Here is a 16956-nt window from a genome sequence, read left to right on the forward strand (position 1 = left end):
CATTTTGCCGGCCTCGATCTTGGAGAAGTCCAGGATGTCGTTGATGATGCCCAGCAGGTTTTTGGCGGCGGCGTTGACCTTTTGGATGTAGTTGGCCTGGCGCGGGCTGAGCTCGCCCGCCAGCGCCAGACCCGACATGCCGATGATGGCGTTCATCGGGGTGCGGATTTCATGGCTCATGTTGGCCAGAAAATCCGACTTGGCCTGGTTCGCCTCTTCGGCGGCCTTTTGCGCCTGGCGGATAGCGAGCTCGGCCTCTTTGACGGCGGTGATGTCCTGGTTCACGCCAAACAGCTGCGCCAGGCGGCCATCGGGGTGGTTTTCGGCCTGCACCAGGGTGCGCAGCCAGATCTGCCGACCGTCGATGGGGCGGCGGTAAGGGTAGGTCAGCTCAAACGAGTGGAGCCGCCCGGCGAGCGCGTCGGCAAACTGCTGGCGAAACTGGTGGATCAACTGCGGCTCCGAGAGGTCGATGCGTCGCCACACCTCGGCCAGCGTAAATTTCCACTCGGACACGCCAGGCAACTCGCCGCACAGCTCCGCGTTGCGCTCGGAGGACACCAGCCAGTCAGGCTGGTCAGCGCGGATGTACCACTCGCCCGAGCGCGTCAGTGTGAGTGCCAGGTTGGCCCGCTCATTGGCCGCCTGCAGCTGGGCCTGGGCACTTTGCTGGTAGAGCTGCACCGCGCTGAGTTTGTCGCGCATCTGCACCAGCCGGTGCAGCACGCTGTCGCCCTGCGCCACGTCGGTATGGATAGCCGAGCCCAGGTCGCCGTCGGCAATGCGCTGGATGGTGGCGTGCACCCGCTCGATGGTGCCGCCCATCAGGGTCTGCAGTTGGTCGATGTAGCGGTTCACGTTGTCGGTCACCGCCTGGAATTCCCGGGTATCGGCGGGTGGCAAATGCCGTTGCAGGTGGCTGCCGCTGGAGGCAATGGCATCCAGCGCATCCCGGATCTTGCCCAGCGGGCTGAGCACCTGCTTGGTGACGATGGCGTACAGCGCGGCCACGGTCATGCAGTTGATCACCAGTATCTGCAGCACCAACTGCACCAGGTCGTTTTGCAGGCTCTCGCGGATGCTGCGCTCCGAGGCGTAGATGGCCACCGTACCCACCTTGGGTTCGCCGGGCTCGTAGTACACGTCGAACTCCCGCGTAATGTCGGCCGCCAGTGGGCCCGCCAACTCCACCAGCGCGCCTTGGACCCGCTGCAAGCCATAGGCCTTGTTTTTTCCGTACTGGACCTGGACGCCCATCACGATGGGATCGTTCATCTCGGAGCGCACGATGTTGATGATTTGCTCGCGGTTGAACTGCCAGATCGCAATCGGCAGACTGGTCTTGACGCGCGCCTCGATATGGTCCAGCCGCTGGGCCATATCGGCCTCTTTCGCGTGCTTGCGGGTGACGTAGTTCCAGGCCCCAAATGCCCCCAGGCCCACCGACACGATCAATACAAACAGGACGACGAATCGCAGTCGGATAGAGGGCTTTTGCGACATGGACCGTGCTGCGCCAGGTTCACTCTGCGGGCTGCAGTGGCGTGATGCCCAGCTCGGCCAGCTTGTCCTGGAAGGCCATTTTCAGCAGTCCTTCCTTTTGCATGGCCTGCAGGGCGGTATTGATCCTGGGCACCAGCGCGGCATGCTTCTTGTTCAGGTAAAAATACATCGGTTCACTGGCCCAGTAGCGCGGTCTGCGGTAAATTTTTTGCGGCTGGCGGGCAACCCCCAGCTCGCCGTCAATGAAGTTCATCATTGCGATGTCAACGCGTCCATTGACCAGCATTTCCACCGTGGAGGCGATGGTTTGGGTTTCGGTCACGGCCATACCCTGGCTGTACTTGGCCACCACCAGGGAGCCTCGCGTCAAACCCACTTTGACCCGACGCAGCTCGGCACGCGGCAAATGGACCAGCTTTTCATCCAGGCTGTAGATACCCACGTCCAACGACCCCAAAGACGTGGGCACCGCCACCAGATTGGGAAAGGTTTTGACCGCATCGGCAATACGCACCAACTCCCCGTCCAGGCTGCCCTCGTCCGCCATGGCCAACGAGCGTGTCAGTGGCAAGGGCTTGAACTCAGCCTGTAGCCCACTGCGCTTGAACGCTTCCCTCATCAACCCCTCGGCAACGCCGACCATGGGCGATTGGATATCTATCCGACCGATCTGCAACACCTGCTGGGCCGCGGCAGGCCCTGCCGCCCACGTAAGCACTGCGGCTGCGGCACCGCAGCACAGCGTGCGGCGGATAAAAAAACAGAGGGTCATTTCATCGTCCTCGCTAACTAAGTCCATGCGCGCGCCCATGCTATCCACACTCGGACCATGTTCAAGGTCTTTTTGGGCCTCCGGGTCAATCGGCAGGCAGCAGGGGCGCAATGCCCAGCTCGGCCAGCTTGTCACGGAAGATCCTTTTGATCAGTCCCTCTTTTTGCATTCCCACCAGCGCGGCATCGACTCTGGACACCAGCGCGGCGTGCTTTTTGTTCAGGTAGAAGTACAAGGGCTCGCTGGCCCAGTAGTGCGGGCGGCGGTACACGTCCTTGATACCTTTGCGGGCAATTTCCGGCTCGGCATCGAGGAAGATCAGCATCGTCATATCAAAACGCCGGTTCGCCAACATCTCGAAGGCGGTGCTGATGGATTGCGTATCGATCACGTCCATGCCCTGGCTGTGCTTGACCAGCATCAGCGTGCCACGCGTCAGCCCCACCTTGCGCTTGCGCTGCTCGGCACGGGGCAAATTGACCACCGCTTCGTCCATGCTGTAGAGGGCCACGTCGGCCATCACCACCGGCGTGGGCACCAGCACCAGGTCGGTGAAATTCTTTCCCACATCGACGATGCGCATCAACTCCCCGTCGAGGCTGCCCTCGTTCGCCATGGCTACCGAACGCAACAGCGGCAGGCGTCTGAACTCGGCCTGTAAGCCACTGCGCCTGATCGCTTCCCTGACCACCGCTTCGGCAATGTCCGACAAGGGCGATGGAAAGTCCACACGCCCAATCTGCAGCATCTGCTGGGCCGCAACGGGCCCGACCACCAGCGCCAGCGCAGCGGCCCCGCCCCCGCGAAACAGCCTGCGGCGGGCAAAAGAAGGAAGGCTCATCACGTCCACCTCGTTGGGTAAGTCAAAGCATTACATATGCTATCTAGACTTACATCAACTCACAAATACACCTAGATAAAAAATTTAAGCAAAAACAGGGGCCCGTGCTTACCCCATAAGCGGCAGGAGCTACTCTATCTATAGCAAAAACAACAATCCTGCCACCATGGTGGGCAGGGCTGCGCCGGCCAGCAAGCCTAGCGCCCCGATCGACTCGTCGTTGAAGCCCTTGCGCAGCAGCGCCACCCCAGCCGGATTCGGCGCATTGGCGATGACCGTCAAGCCACCGCCCGCCACCGCCCCGGCCACCAGCATGTACTTGGCCGACTCGCTGATGCCTACGATCAACGAACCCAGGTAGGTCAGCGCCGCGTTGTCGGTCAGCGCCGTCAGGCCCAGTGCGCCAAAAAACAGTGCCGTGGGGGCCAGGCTGGAGACGATGGGCTGCAGCCACCACTGCTGCATGCCGCCCAGCACCACCAGCCCGGCCAGAAAAAAGCCTACCAAAAGACCCTCTTTCAGGATCAGCGGGCTCTGGTGCCGCTTGTAGGCTTCGGTGTAGCCGATGAAGAACAAAAACAGCCCGATGAACACCACCGGATGGTGGGCAAACACCACCACGCCGGCCAGAAATGCCAGGTGGATCAGGCTCACCAGCAGAGGTACAGGCGGGGTCGCCGTGGGCTCGGCCGGGGTTGCACTCTTCAGGTACGGGCTCAGCAGTGCCACCACCACGCTGGCATTGACCAGCACCGCGATGCTGGCGCGCCAGCCAAAAGTACGAGCCATAAAAGCGCTATCCCAGCCCCAGACGGATGCCACCATCAGCACCGGTGGTGCGGCATACGAGGTCAGCGTGCCACCCACCGACACGTTGACAAACAGCACGCCCAAGGCACCGTATTTGAGCCATTCGGGCAGGCCGGGACGGAACACCAGCGGGGCCAACACCAGCGCAGCCAGCGTCATGGCCGCGGGTTCGGTGATCAGCGAGCCCAGCAACGGCACCAGGGCCAGCCCCAGCCAGGCGATGGCCAGCGGGGTGGACAGGGGCAATGCCCGTGCCGTGCCGGTGAGCCAGCGTTGCACCAGTTCCAGCACCGGGCGCGAGGCCGCCACCACCATCACCACAAACACAAACAACGGCTCGGTGTATTGGCGCGACTCGGCATAGGCCAGCGCATCGGCCCCGCTGCCCAGCAGCGCCATTACCAGCACCAGCACCAGGGCCCACAGGCCAAACACCACCTCCACTTCACCCAGGATGTGGAACAAGTCGGCATGGCGCGGGTGCCGGTGGGCCAGGGTCTCAAACCACTTGGCGGCAAACGTGTGCAGCAGTGCCAGCCCGAACAGTACGGCGGCAGCGATGTGGATGGCTGTGGGCTGCATTGCGTGTGACCAAAAGTAAATAAAACACCATTGTCGCCCACCCCAGAGTCACCCCTGGTTGGGACGTAAATGGATTAATTCCGTTCATAAAGTTACATAAAACATCTTTCACATTTGATGCATTTATTAACATTTAACAACCATTAAAAACATCCTTTGCGCACATCTCATTAAAGTTAATCCCTCATACCCGTTCGTCTCTCCAGGCCAAGGGGAGCGACCGCAACTATCCAGGGCTGGCAAGGGTTTGCCGCGGGAGTGCTGTTAATAGTCCCGTAATCCACCCGCAAAATCAGATGGCTATAAAAAGATCCAAAACACTGGACGTATTTCGTGGCTTGTTATTTGTCCTGATGGCGAGCACCCATGCGATGACACTGTCCGGTCTGGACAGTTCGCACTGGCTGTTTGGCGATTTCTGGTTACCCAATGGCTGGGCCACCGTGGTGTATGTCATCCTGTCGGGCTACGGGATTGGGTGGATATTCACGGTGCGGCACCCACCCGCCATCTACGGGCCCTTGTTGCGCCACCGCAGCGCCGTCATTTTGCTGGTGATGCTGCTGTCCAATAGCATTTTTGCGATCGGTGCCCTGGCCCAGCACGGTGACCTGTCGCAGGCCTTCACCTGGGGCTGGTGGATCGGTTTCGTGACACTGACCACGCCCTGGTCGATCTCCGGGGTGTTGCTGCCCACGGCCCTGGTGTTGCTGTGTGCACCGGCCTTGGTTCAACTTTGCCGCACCCGGCCCTGGCACACATTGTCTGCGCTGCTGCTAGCGCAAATCGCCGTGACTGTGGCCGCACAGGGGTTGTTGGCATCGGGCTCTGCGGAGCACTGGGCGGTGCGCTTCTTCCTGACCGAAGGCCTGGGCGGATTTCCGGTAGTGCCTTTCGTGCTGAACGGTTGCCTGGGTTGCTGGCTCGGCATCTATCGCCACCACAACGAGCCCCTGTGGCTGTACGGCATTGCCTTGCTCTTGCTGGTACAGCTATGCGTGTTTGCATCGACCTTTGCGCCACCAGCCCTGGCCTGGAGCATTTTTCGCAACACGTTGGGGCCCACAGGCAAATTTGCCTGGATTTTTCTGTGTGCCGGCCTTTTGGCGCGATCGGGCTACAGGCCACTGGTCGCTCCGATAGCACTCATCGGCAAGTTCGCCTTGGCCACCTTTGTCGCACACCGCATTTTTCTGCAGCTGCTCAACACCACCATCACCGGCACGCCGCTGGGCGCAATGCCCGGCGAACTGCGCTATGTCACGCTGTGGATCGGCACCCTCACCCTGACCTGGGCCCTGTGTGGAGGAATGCAGCGCCATTACAACCGGACAGCATCCGACCGAATGGCCCAGGACAAGGTATCCGGCAAGGACGACTACTTCACCCAGTGAGCGGCGAAGCGCGTGTTCAAGGTGCTCTCCTGCCGGGCAGCAAGAAGTTCTGCCCGAACACCTCGGCGGGCACCGGGCGGCTGAACAGAAAGCCCTGCATTTCATCGCAGTCCATCAAACGCAGCAGGCGCGATTGCTCCTCGGTCTCCACGCCTTCGGCGACCACCTTGAGCTTGAAAGCGTGGGCCAGATTGATGATGGTGGACACCAGCGACAGCCCGCGCGGACCGGAGACCATATCGACCACAAAGCTGCGGTCGATCTTCAGCGTGTCCACCGGCAGGCGCGACAACTGGCCCAGCGACGAGTAGCCGGTGCCAAAGTCGTCGATGGCAATGGTCAGCCCCATGGCGCGGATGGCCAGCAGGCTGGCACTGCTGCGCTGCACGTCTTCCATGATCAGGCTTTCGGTGATCTCCAGCTCCAGGCCCTGCGCCGCCAGGGGGTCGGTACCGATCACCTGCTCCAGCGCGGACACGAAGTTGCGGTGGCGCAGTTGCAGCGGCGAGACATTGACGGCGATGCGCACCGGCTCCAGGCCTGCGGCACGCCAGCGGCGGCAGTCTTCCAGCGCCTTGCGCAGGGCCCACAGGCCGACTTCGTAGATCAAGCCGGTCTCTTCCAGAATCGGGATGAAATGGCCGGGTGCCACCAGGCCGTTTTTCGGGTCGTTCCAACGGATCAGCGCTTCGGCGCTGGTGACTTTGCCGGTATCCAGATCGACCTTGGGCTGGTAGTGCAGCACGAACTGCTCCAGGTCCAGGGCGGTACGCAGGCGGCTTTCCAGGTCCAGCGCGGCAGCCACCCGGGTGTCCATTTCGGGCGCATAGAACATCAGGTGCTCGGCCGATCCTTTGACCCGCTTCAAGGCCGACTCGGCATTGCGCAGCAGGGTTTCGGCATCTTCGCCGTCCAGCGGGTACAGCACCACACCGATCTTGCCGGCAATGCGCAGGTCCGATTCCTGCAAACGGTAGGGCTGGGCAAAACAGTCGCGCAGCAATTGCTCCAGCTCCAGCGCCACGCGCCCCACGTCACGCGGGCCTTGCAGCACCACCGCAAAGCAATTGATACCCACGCGCGCAGTAGCCTCCAGTGCCACGCTGCCAACGCGGATGCGTTGCGCCAGTTGCTTGAGCAGGTCGTCTCCGGCCGCCCGCCCCAGGGTGTCGTTGATGGCCCGGAAGCGCTCCACATCGACCAGGGCCAAGGCCAGGCTGCTGCGGCCCCCGTCGAACATGCGCAATTGCTGGCTCACCTGCTCCAGAAACAGGGTGCGGTTCGGCAGGCCGGTCAGCTCGTCGTAGTAAGCCAGATAGTTGAGCTTGTCGGCCTTTTCAATGTGGTCGAGTGCAAAGCCGATGTCGCCCGCCAGTTCGGTCAACAGCGTCATCTCTTCTGCGTCAAAAAAACCGGTTTCGTCGGTGTACAGGGCGAGTACGCCGACCACCGTGTCGCCCACCAGCAGGGGCAGCACGGCCATGGCACTGATCCCCTGGTCCATGTGCGCTTTCAGGTACGCGCTGCCAGAGAAGTCCTTCATGTCGTTGAGCACCATGGGCTTCTTGCCCTTGATGGCCCGCACGGTCATGGAGTTGGCATGCTGCGTGCCGTCTTCCAGGGAAAAGCTGTCCCGGATGTAGGCCAGAAACTCCGGAGCCACCCCTGCCGAGGCAATGGGCAGAATCTGCAGCCCGTCCCAGTCGGTCACACCAATCCAGGCCATCCTGAACTGACCCAATTCAACCGCAATCCGGCAGGCCTCCTGGAACAGCTCCTCATGGTTGCGCACGCGCACAATCAGGGTGTTGATGCCGCTGAGCACTGCGTACACGCGGTTGAGCCGTTTGATCCGCAGCTCGGCCGCCCGCTGGTCGGTAATGTCCTCACCAATGCTGGCAGTTCCCACCACCTCGCCAGACACCGCACGCAGCAAGGTGTGGTTCCAGCGGATCAAGCGGCGGGCCCCCTGGCGGGTCTGGATTTCGCTTTCAAAATGGGCCATGCCCGGCTGGTTGGCCAGCAACGCGGCAAACCGCTGGCGTGCCGCATCCGCCGCATGCGCCGCGAAGATGCCGAAGAATTCGCGGCCCATCACTTCGGCCCGCTGCCAGCCGGTAAGGCGCAGCAGGTAGTCGTTGCAATAGGTGACCCGCCCCTCGCAGTCCAGCATCTGCGATACCAGCTCCAGATGGCCCAGCATGTCGTTGAAGCGGCGGTTGCTCTCCACCAGGGCCTCGGCGGCACGCTTGCGCTCCACCACCTCCTCCTGCAGTTGCTCGGCGTGCACCCGCACCTCTTTGTAGAGGCTGCCGTTCTCGAAAATCCGGCCCACCTGCGCCGCCAGAATGGTCACGATCTGCTCGTCCTCGTCGCTGAAATCAACCGCTCCCAGCTTGTCCACCAGGCACATCCAGCCGTAGGCGTACGACAAGGACACCACCGGCACCACCAGGCTGGCATACAGCGGCGGATAGCCCGGCGGCAGGCCCACCGACACCGGGTCACCGTCAGCACTGTGGGTTCGACGGGGGCGGCGCTGGGCGCGCACCAGGCCCAGCAGGCCATGGTCAATGGCGGGACGCGACAGCGTTTTCAACAGCGCCGCATCGATGCCACTGGCGAAAAAAGCCGGCTCGGCCTGGTACTTGCCCTGCACGCACAGCAGCACGTACTTGGCCCCCATCAGATCGCGTGCGCCGCGGCAGACCTTGTCGAGCAGCACCAGCGGGTCGTGCTCCGAGGCCAGGTGCAAATTCAAATCGGTCAAGGCCGCCAGGCGCCGGTTGGTGCCACGCAGGTCCTCCAGCTTCTCCGACAGCTTGTCGCTCATCAGCCGCATATGGGCGCGGTCAAACTCCAGGGTGTCGGGCACCGTCAAGGGCTGGGGCGCAGGCATGTGCGACAGCGCCTGGGCAATCGCCAGCAAAATCTCTTCAGGCTCGCAGGGCTTGACCAGCACCCGCAACACGCCGCAACTCTTGGCCAGGTTGCGGGCCTCGCGCTCGCGGTAGTGCGCGCTGTAGAAAATCACCTCGGTGGCCGCGCACAGGGGGTCGGCGCGCAGCTGGCGGACAAATTCGTAGCCGTCCATGGTGGGCATCAGGATGTCCGAAATCACCAGGTCCGGGCGCGAAGCCCGCACCACCGCCAGTGCCTGGGCACCGTCGGCGGCTTCCAGTGGCTGGTGGCCGCCATGGCGGATCAAGGCCACCAGCAATTCGCGGTTTTCAGCCAGATCATCCACCACCAGAATTTTTGCCATGAACTGTTCCTGGGGCGCTATGCGTCTGGCGGGCTGGGGGCGCGGAGCCCGGGCGGCAAGAAGGCCGCGATCTGGTCTACAAACACCTCGGGGGTGATGGGTTTGGTCAGGTAGTTGTCGAAGCCTGCAGCCAGCGCAATATCGCGGTCGCCCGGCATGGAAAACGCGGTGACCGCAATCAGCGGCACCACCTGCCACAGCGGGTTGCTGCGCAAGCGCTGCGCCACTTCATAGCCATTGAGCACCGGCATCTGCAGATCGCACAGCACCAGGTCCGGACGCGCGCTCAGGGCCAGGTCCAGGCCGGCACCACCGTCGGCGGCCTCCAGCACGGTGTAGCCGTGCCGGTCCAGCAGGTAACGCACCAGCTCGCGGCTGAAGTCATCGTCTTCGATCACCAGGATACGGGCGGGCATGGGCTACTCCAGGGGGAGCTCCAGGATGAAGATGCTGCCCTGCCCATGCACGCTGCGCACCGTGATGTCGCCGCCCAGTTCCTGGGCCAGTGTGCGGCTCAGGTGCAGGCCCAGGCCGGTGCCTTCGAATCTGCGCCGGTCTGCCGCCTCGACCCGGGAAAACGCCTCGAACAAACGGCCCTGCTCGGCCTCGGGAATGCCGGGACCGGTGTCTTCCACACCGATGCGCACCACGGGGCCATTCGCGCTGGCACCAGCCTCCAGTTGCAGGCACACCCGCCCACGCTCGGTGAACTTGATGGCGTTGCCCAGCAGGTTGATGACGATCTGGCTCAGTGCCCGGCGGTCGGTTTGCAGCACCAAGGTCTGCGGGGCCAGCCGCAGCGTAAAGTCCAGCCCCTTGTTTTCGGCCTCGGGCCGCAGCGTGGCCGCCAGCTCATCCAGCAGGGCCTGGCAGTCCACCGCCTCGCGGGACGGGTCAAACTTGTGGGCCCCCAGCTTGGCCAGGTCGAGCAAATCGTTGATCAACGACAACAGGTGGCGGGCGCTGGTCTGCACGATGCGCAACTGCTTGTCCTGCTCTGCGTTGAGCGGGCCGGGCAACTGCATGCGCAGGGTGCCGGTGAAGCCGATGATGGAATTCAAAGGCGTACGCAGCTCGTGCGACATGCTGGCCAGAAACCGGTCTTTCACCAGCGCCGCACTCTCCAGTTCGCGGTTTTTGTCCTGCAAGGTCTGCTCGAAGCGTTTGCGTTCGGTCACGTCGCGGATGGCGCTGGACACAAACAACCCGTCTTCCGTCTCCAGCGGGCTCAGGCTGATCTCGACCGGAAACTCTGAGCCGTCCTTGCGCTGCCCGAACAGATCCAACCCCGCCCCCATGGAGCGGGCGCGCGGCTGCGCAAAGAAGCCGCCGCGGTGGCCCGGGTGCTGGTGGCGAAACCGCGCGGGCACCAGAATCTCGATCTTCTCGCCCAGCAGTTCCTCTCGGCTCCAGCCAAACAGTTTCACCGCCTGGGAATTGACCAGCACCATGGTGCCGTCGCGGTTCACGATGACCATCGCGTCCGGGGCCGACTCCAGCAGATCCTTGAACTTCTGGTCGGCCTTCTTGCGGTCGGTGATGTCGCGGATGGCGCTCATCACCATGGTGCCCTCTTCGGTGGCGATAGGGCTCAGGCTGACCTCGACCGGAAACTCCTCACCCCCCTTGCGCAAACCAAACAGGTCCAGCCCGGCCCCCATGGTGCGGGTGCGTGGCTGCTCGAAGAAGTCGCTGCGGTGGCCCAGGTGGGCACCGCGAAAGCGCTTGGGCAGCAGCACCTCGATCGGCTGACCCAACAGTTCTGCACGCCCATGTCCAAAGACTTTTTCCGCCTGGGAATTGACCAGCACGATACGCCCGGTCACGTTGACCACCACGATGGCATCCGGCGTGGACTCCAGCAAATCCCGGAACCGGGCTTCCACCAGCTTGGCATCGCGCAACACCTTCAGGTGGGTCACATCCTTTTTGTTGGAGAGAAAGTAGGCGAACTGGCCGTTGGCATCCTTGACCACCTTGGTGGAGATGCTGGTGTGCACCAAGGTGCCGTCCTTGCGGCGGCGCACGGCCTCGTGGACCATGACACCCTGGCGCAGTACCTCGGCCTGGAAACGCAATTCTTCGTCGGCACGGTCCTTGGGAACGATCAGATCGAAGATCGACTGCCCGACCGCCTCACTTTCGCTGTAGCCAAAAATACTCTCTGCCGCCGGGTTCCAGTTCAAGACCTGTCCGGTCGCAGAAATCGCCAACAGCGCATCCGGGTTGAGCGCCCAAAGCGTGTCGGTCGAGGCCGGGATCATCCGGCCACCTTTCGCAAGCGGCCCACCGTGCTGCACTGCCATGGGCAACGCCGTCCTGCATACGCGGGCCGCAAAGGAGTTCTGTGCAATGGCATCACCATCTCCAAATGTGTAACCAATACTGTAACCAACAGTTACTTATAAACCCGTACCACCCTGCAAGGCAAGCCTCGTATGGACGCGGTGCTTACAGGTACAGGAACCATACCAGTACACAAAAACTATATCCAATAAATGGATACTTTCGCAGCATGGGTTTGCAAAATAGTTAGCTAAATGGGCCTCTACCGCCCACTCCATAAGCACAAGCAGCTATTTCTTCAATAGCAAACTACAAATACGGCGGCGTGCAGGCCGAGACGATCTCGACCACGCTATTGCCGGTATTGCGAAAGCGGTGCGGCAGGCGGCTGTCGAACAGGTAGGCATCGCCCGCCTTCAGCACCCGCACCTGCTCGCCCACGGTGAGCTCGATTTCGCCGCTGAGCACAATGCCGCCCTCGTGCGATTCGTGCTCCAGCATGTCCACGCCGGTGTCGGCCCCGGGGGCGTAGCGCTCTTGCAGGATTTGCAGGTTGTGGGCGCGGGCATTGCCCACCTGGCGCAGCGTCAGCGTGCGGTCGCCGCTGGCACCGGGGGCGTGGCGGGTCAGGCGGGATGTCAAATCCACCAGGTCGGCCGGGCGGTGGAACACGGCATCGGCCTGGGGCTGGTCGGGTTCGAAAAACTCCGCCATGGTCAGCGGCACGCCACTCAAAATTTTGCGCAGCGAGGCCACCGAGGGGCTGCTTTTGTTCTGTTCGATGGTCGAAATCTGGCTGGACGGCACGCCCGCCCGCTCCGCCAGCTGCCGCTGCGACCAGCCCGCCACCATGCGCACCTGGCGCAAGCGGCTCCCCACATCAAACGGACCATCCAGCATAAATAATTTCCCCAAACGCTCAATATTTTGAGCAAAATATACACCTATACCGATCACTTGCGAATTTGCCATGCCACTAGCCCACACCCCCACCGCCGCCGACAAACCGCCCGTCACCATTTTCGGCCCCGATTTTCCATTCCCGTTCGACGACTGGATCGCCCACCCCGCCGGGCTGGGCAGCCTGCCCGCCCAGCACCATGGGGCCGAGGTGGCCATCGTCGGCGCGGGCATGGCCGGTATGGTGGCGGCCTATGAGCTGATGAAGCTGGGCTTCAAACCCGTGGTGTACGAGGCCTCCAAGATGGGTGGCCGCCTGCGCTCGCAGCCGTTCGAGGGCGGCCAAGGCGTGATCGCCGAGCTGGGTGGCATGCGCTTCCCGGTGTCCAGCACCGCGTTCTACCACTACGTCAACGCCCTGGGCCTGCAAAGCCAGCCCTTCCCCAACCCGCTTACCCCCGCCAGCGGCAGCACCGTGGTCGATCTGGAAGGCCAAACCTACTACGCCGAAAAGCTGGCCGACCTGCCGCCCATGTTCAAGGAAGTGGCCGATGCCTGGGCCCGGGCGCTGGAAGACGGGGCCCAGTTCGAAGCCGTGCAAAACGCCATCCGCAGCCGCGACGTGCCCGCGTTGAAAGCGCTGTGGAACAAGCTGGTGCCGCTGTGGGACGACCGCACCTTCTACGACTTTGTGGCCACCTCCAAGGCGTTTGCGGGCCTGTCGTTCCAGCACCGCGAGGTCTTTGGCCAGGTGGGCTTTGGCACCGGCGGCTGGGATTCGGACTTCCCCAACTCCATGCTCGAAATTTTGCGCGTGGTGATGACCAACTGCGACGACGAACAGCGCCTGATCAAAGGCGGGGCCGACCAGGTGCCGCTGGGCCTGTGGCAGCAGGTGCCCGACACCCTCACCCACTGGCCTGCAGGCACCACCCTGGCCAGCCTGCACGGCGGCGCACCGCGTGCAGGCGTGGCGGCCATCCAGCGCCAGAGCGACGGCAACATTGCCGTGACCGACCGCTGGGGTGATACGCGCAGCTACGCCGCCGTGCTCACCACCTGCCAAAGCTGGCTGCTGACCACCCAGATCGATTGCGACGAATCGCTGTTTTCGCAAAAGATGTGGATGGCGCTGGACCGCACCCGCTACATGCAGTCCAGCAAAACCTTCGTCATGGTGGACCGCCCGTTCTGGAAAGACAAAGACCCCGTCACCGGCCGCGACACCCTGAGCATGACGCTGACCGACCGCCTCACCCGCGGCACCTATTTGTTCGACAACGGCCCCGGCAAACCGGGCGTGATCTGCCTGTCGTACGCCTGGATGGGCGACGCGCTGAAGATGCTGCCCCAGCCACCCGAAAAGCGCGTCAAGCTGGCCCTGGATGCCTTGAAGAAAATCTACCCCCACGTAGACATTGCCAGCCACATCATCGGCGACCCCATCACCGTCTCGTGGGAGGCGGATCCTCACTTTCTGGGCGCGTTCAAGGGCGCACTGCCCGGCCACTACCGTTACAACCAGCGCATGTTTGCCCACTTCATGCAAGACGACAAACCCGCCAGCGAACGCGGCATCTTCATCGCGGGCGACGACGTGTCCTGGACCCCCGCCTGGGTGGAAGGCGCGGTGCAGACCTCGCTGAACGCGGTGTGGGGCATCCTGCACCACTTCGGCGGTACAACCCACGCCGAGAACCCCGGTCCCGGCGATGTGTTCAAGGAGATTGGCCCGATGGAATTACCCGAATGAGCGACCTGAAACTGGCGCTGTTGCAGTGCCCGTCGCTGCCGCTGGACGTGCCCGCCAACCTGGCGCGGCTGGCGCAGTTCGCCGCCCAGGCGGCTGCCGCCGGGGCGCATTTGCTGGTCACGCCCGAGATGTTTTTGACCGGCTACAACATCGGCAGCAGCCAGGCCAGCCAGTTGGCAGAAGCTCCCGACGGCCCGCGCGCCCAGGCCGTGGCCGCCATCGCCCGGCAACACCAGATCGCCATCGCCTTCGGCCACCCCGAGCACGACGGCACCGGAGCCGTCTTCAACGCCGCCCAGTGCATCGATGCCCAGGGCCGCACCCTGGGCCGCTACCGCAAAACCCAGCTCTTCGGCGACCTGGACCTGGGCATGTTCACCCCCGGCCTGGGCGACGAACCGCTGTTTGACTTCCACGGCTGGCAGCTCGGCCTGCTGATTTGCTATGACGTGGAATTCCCCGAAAACACCCGCCGCCTGGCCCTGCTGGGTGCCGACCTCATAGTGGTGCCCACCGCCAACATGGAAGGCTTCGACTTCGTGGCCCAGCACCTGGTGCCCACGCGGGCGTACGAGAACCAGGTGTTCGTGGCATATGCCAACTTCTGCGGCAGCGAGGGGGACCTGGCCTACAACGGGCTGAGCTGCGTGGCCGCCCCGACGGGGGCAGATTTGGCGCAAGCCGGGCGCGGGGCCGAACTGCTGCTGGCCGACGTGACGCGGGCCGGTTTGGTGGCGGGGCGGGCCATGAACAGCCATGTGGCGCTGTGCCAGACCCCGGGGCAATCGCTATACAAAAAATAGCTGCTTGCGCTTATGGAATAAGCGCTAGAGGTCTATTCGGTTCAGATATTTCAGTTGGGCGTGGGGCATCCCTGCAGCAGCCTGGACATCCCCCAAACCTATGATGCGTACCGCTCCCGACGCGCCTACATTGAAGCCATGGCAGACCGCACATCCCGCTGCCATGTGCATGTTGCGGCACAGCCCTGCGGGGGACTGACGCGCACGCACTACCGAAAGGCCGGCCATGGAAACGCCCGTTGTATTGCTTCTGATTGGTGGACTGCTCCTGCTCATCGCCCTGGTGGGGGGTGGTATGGAGGTCAAAGGGTGGCTACAAATTCCCAAAATCGAGCGCTTGGCGCGCTTGTTCTGTGGCGCAGCCGGTGTGGTGCTGGTGCTGCTGGGTGTCCGTCTCCACGAAGATTCGCAATCCAAAGTCGGGCCACAAGAAGCGAAGCAGGATGCCCCCGAGGTGCAGTTTTTCGTCTTCCAAACTTTGACCCAGGAAGGCCTGCACATGCTGCAAGCTGAAAAGACCAGGATCGTCATCAATGGCATTTTGGTGGGCTACCTGATCGTGACCCCGGATTTTCCGGCGCTTGATCTGCCGGTAACGGTTGCTGGCCCAGGCATGCACAGCTACGCAATCGAAACCGCGGTAAACCAAACCGAGAACGGCCAAACCATGCAGGTGAGTTGCAGCGGAGCGGGGCAGATCAACGTCAAGCAAGGGGCCCGGTTCAGCCTGGAGGGCCGCATCCGGCAAGACGGTTCCTGCCCGTTGTGGCTAGAGGAAAAAGTGACCTAGCAACCTGGGCGGCAGTGCCGACATATTTGCTATGCAAATAGTAGCTATTCACGCCCTCTATATAAGCGCTACGGGCGTATTCGACACCTAAAGAGTAGCGGTGCCCGCTAGCTGCAAGCATCCACAAAACTAAGTACGTTTACGCCGCCGCACCGTCCAAGCGGAATTGACGCACCTATTGCCGGTCTCTACCCTCAAATGCGCCGTGCATTTCCGCACGTGCACCCACCAGGAGAAAACCATGCTTGTCGCAACCAATCGCAATATCAATAAAGACAACTTCAAAAATGGTGTTGGCGATGAAAAGGGGTTTGGTGAGCAACAAAATGAAAAAGGCTCCAACGAACTTCGCTTTGCGCGTGCCGAAAAAGCAGGCGACAAATGGACGCTTGCATTGGTACCAGAGCCCAAAGACATTACCCCCGAAACTGCACCTTCCAAGGCAGAGTTTGAGAATGTGGCCAAGCAGTGCTTCACCCACAAGAAAAATTGCGTTTTATATACCCATGGCTACAACAAACCATTTTGGGAGACGCTGGAGCAAGCCTGGTTAATCCAGGAGCGGTATGGGGTAGAAGTGGTTTTATTTTCATGGCCTTCCAACACCGGTGGCCTGGTGTTCACCGAATACCGCGCAGCCCGCAGAATTGCGCAGGCATCTTTTGGCGCGCTGGATTCTTTACTGGAAAAATTTTCCAAGTTCACAAAATATTGGATGGACCAACAAAGCACAAAATCATTGCTGGCCTGCAATACCACCATCAACTTTATGGCGCACAGCCTGGGAAACTATTTATTTGAGCATTACGTTTTAAGCCAGGCTTACCAAGAAGAAACCCGGCTATTTACCAATATCATTTTGAGCCAGGCTGATGTCAACAGCAACGACCATACCAAATGGGTGGAGAAATTGGTTACGGGCCAAAGAATCTATATCACCATCAACGAAAACGACAAGATTCTGAGTTTGGCAGAAAACCTGAACCCACCACGCCTGGGTAAAACGCTTGCAAATCTGGTTTCCACCAAAGCCCAGTATTTTGACTTCACCACAGGCAAAGGGGTGGGTAACAAGCACCAACTTTGGGGCGAAGTTAAAAACCCCACCGTCAAGGCCTTTTATGACTCGGTGCTCAATGGCCGTCGCGGCGATGATGTCGCGGGATTTACCTATGACGCACTATTGAAAGCGTATCGGATTAAGTCTTCTTGAGACTAAAACCGCTATATAAAATATAGCTATAAATCAATATTTGG

13 protein-coding genes are annotated in these 16956 nt (G+C 61.7%); 5 read left to right on the top strand and 8 right to left on the bottom strand.

What is annotated here, in order from left to right:
- From AC097O_RS00005 to AC097O_RS00020, 4 genes are all read right to left on the bottom strand, one after another.
- The coding region (locus tag AC097O_RS00005; RefSeq protein WP_479590581.1) for a histidine kinase dimerization/phospho-acceptor domain-containing protein at positions 1–1503 on the bottom strand (1503 nt) is incomplete at its 3' end.
- Between the two features lie 19 nt (positions 1504–1522).
- Positions 1523–2275, bottom strand: coding sequence for a substrate-binding periplasmic protein (locus tag AC097O_RS00010; protein WP_479590583.1), 753 nt, complete (start codon positions 2273–2275; stop codon positions 1523–1525).
- 85 nt (positions 2276–2360) lie between these two features.
- Complete coding sequence (locus AC097O_RS00015; RefSeq protein ID WP_479590585.1) at positions 2361–3116, bottom strand: substrate-binding periplasmic protein; 756 nt, start codon at positions 3114–3116, stop codon at positions 2361–2363.
- 138 nt (positions 3117–3254) lie between these two features.
- On the bottom strand, positions 3255–4508 hold the full coding sequence (locus AC097O_RS00020) for a putative Na+/H+ antiporter (protein ID WP_479590587.1): 1254 nt from the start codon (positions 4506–4508) through the stop codon (positions 3255–3257).
- 353 nt (positions 4509–4861) lie between these two features.
- Between AC097O_RS00020 and AC097O_RS00025 the strand changes: the two genes are divergently transcribed.
- Positions 4862–5902 carry a hypothetical protein gene (locus tag AC097O_RS00025; RefSeq protein WP_479590589.1) on the top strand — a complete coding sequence of 347 codons (1041 nt, stop codon included), beginning with the start codon at positions 4862–4864 and terminating at the stop codon, positions 5900–5902.
- 16 nt (positions 5903–5918) lie between these two features.
- Here the strand turns inward: AC097O_RS00025 and AC097O_RS00030 are convergent, their stop codons facing one another.
- The 4 genes from AC097O_RS00030 to AC097O_RS00045 form a co-directional block, all read right to left on the bottom strand.
- Complete coding sequence (locus AC097O_RS00030) at positions 5919–9167, bottom strand: EAL domain-containing protein (RefSeq protein WP_479590591.1); 3249 nt, start codon at positions 9165–9167, stop codon at positions 5919–5921.
- 17 nt (positions 9168–9184) lie between these two features.
- Positions 9185–9583, bottom strand: coding sequence for a response regulator (locus AC097O_RS00035; protein WP_479589285.1), 399 nt, complete (start codon positions 9581–9583; stop codon positions 9185–9187).
- Positions 9584–9586: 3 nt separating this feature from the next.
- Entirely contained in the window at positions 9587–11431 is a 1845-nt protein-coding gene (locus tag AC097O_RS00040; protein WP_479590593.1) for a PAS domain-containing sensor histidine kinase, read from the bottom strand.
- Between the two features lie 331 nt (positions 11432–11762).
- Complete coding sequence (locus AC097O_RS00045) at positions 11763–12353, bottom strand: cupin domain-containing protein (protein ID WP_479590595.1); 591 nt, start codon at positions 12351–12353, stop codon at positions 11763–11765.
- Between the two features lie 70 nt (positions 12354–12423).
- Between AC097O_RS00045 and AC097O_RS00050 the strand changes: the two genes are divergently transcribed.
- The 4 genes from AC097O_RS00050 to AC097O_RS00065 all read left to right on the top strand — a co-directional run bounded on the left by AC097O_RS00050 (position 12424) and on the right by AC097O_RS00065 (position 16912).
- The gene (locus AC097O_RS00050; protein WP_479590597.1) at positions 12424–14106 is read left to right on the top strand and encodes a flavin monoamine oxidase family protein; all 1683 of its coding nucleotides are present in this window, start codon (positions 12424–12426) and stop codon (positions 14104–14106) included.
- On the top strand, positions 14103–14909 hold the full coding sequence (locus tag AC097O_RS00055) for a carbon-nitrogen hydrolase family protein (RefSeq protein WP_479590599.1): 807 nt from the start codon (positions 14103–14105) through the stop codon (positions 14907–14909). The genes AC097O_RS00050 and AC097O_RS00055 overlap by 4 nt, the downstream gene beginning before the upstream one ends.
- Positions 14910–15135: 226 nt before the next feature.
- Positions 15136–15699, top strand: a complete 564-nt coding sequence (locus AC097O_RS00060; protein WP_479590601.1) for a hypothetical protein — start codon at positions 15136–15138, stop codon at positions 15697–15699.
- Positions 15700–15940: 241 nt separating this feature from the next.
- The gene (locus AC097O_RS00065; protein WP_479590604.1) at positions 15941–16912 is read left to right on the top strand and encodes an alpha/beta hydrolase; all 972 of its coding nucleotides are present in this window, start codon (positions 15941–15943) and stop codon (positions 16910–16912) included.
- Positions 16913–16956 lie beyond the last annotated feature (44 nt).

Source organism: Rhodoferax sp. LS1P39 (assembly GCF_056521425.1).

Excerpts from the sequence above, each read along its gene's own strand:
- AC097O_RS00010 (WP_479590583.1), bottom strand. The coding sequence starts at position 2,275 with ATGACCCTCTGTTTTTTTATCCGCCGCACGCTGTGCTGCGGTGCCGCA.
- AC097O_RS00015 (WP_479590585.1), bottom strand. The coding sequence starts at position 3,116 with ATGAGCCTTCCTTCTTTTGCCCGCCGCAGGCTGTTTCGCGGGGGCGGG.
- AC097O_RS00020 (WP_479590587.1), bottom strand. The coding sequence starts at position 4,508 with ATGCAGCCCACAGCCATCCACATCGCTGCCGCCGTACTGTTCGGGCTG.
- AC097O_RS00025 (WP_479590589.1), top strand. The coding sequence starts at position 4,862 with ATGGCGAGCACCCATGCGATGACACTGTCCGGTCTGGACAGTTCGCAC.
- AC097O_RS00030 (WP_479590591.1), bottom strand. The coding sequence starts at position 9,167 with ATGGCAAAAATTCTGGTGGTGGATGATCTGGCTGAAAACCGCGAATTG.
- AC097O_RS00035 (WP_479589285.1), bottom strand. The coding sequence starts at position 9,583 with ATGCCCGCCCGTATCCTGGTGATCGAAGACGATGACTTCAGCCGCGAG.
- AC097O_RS00040 (WP_479590593.1), bottom strand. The coding sequence starts at position 11,431 with ATGATCCCGGCCTCGACCGACACGCTTTGGGCGCTCAACCCGGATGCG.
- AC097O_RS00045 (WP_479590595.1), bottom strand. The coding sequence starts at position 12,353 with ATGCTGGATGGTCCGTTTGATGTGGGGAGCCGCTTGCGCCAGGTGCGC.
- AC097O_RS00050 (WP_479590597.1), top strand. The coding sequence starts at position 12,424 with ATGCCACTAGCCCACACCCCCACCGCCGCCGACAAACCGCCCGTCACC.
- AC097O_RS00055 (WP_479590599.1), top strand. The coding sequence starts at position 14,103 with ATGAGCGACCTGAAACTGGCGCTGTTGCAGTGCCCGTCGCTGCCGCTG.
- AC097O_RS00060 (WP_479590601.1), top strand. The coding sequence starts at position 15,136 with ATGGAAACGCCCGTTGTATTGCTTCTGATTGGTGGACTGCTCCTGCTC.
- AC097O_RS00065 (WP_479590604.1), top strand. The coding sequence starts at position 15,941 with ATGCTTGTCGCAACCAATCGCAATATCAATAAAGACAACTTCAAAAAT.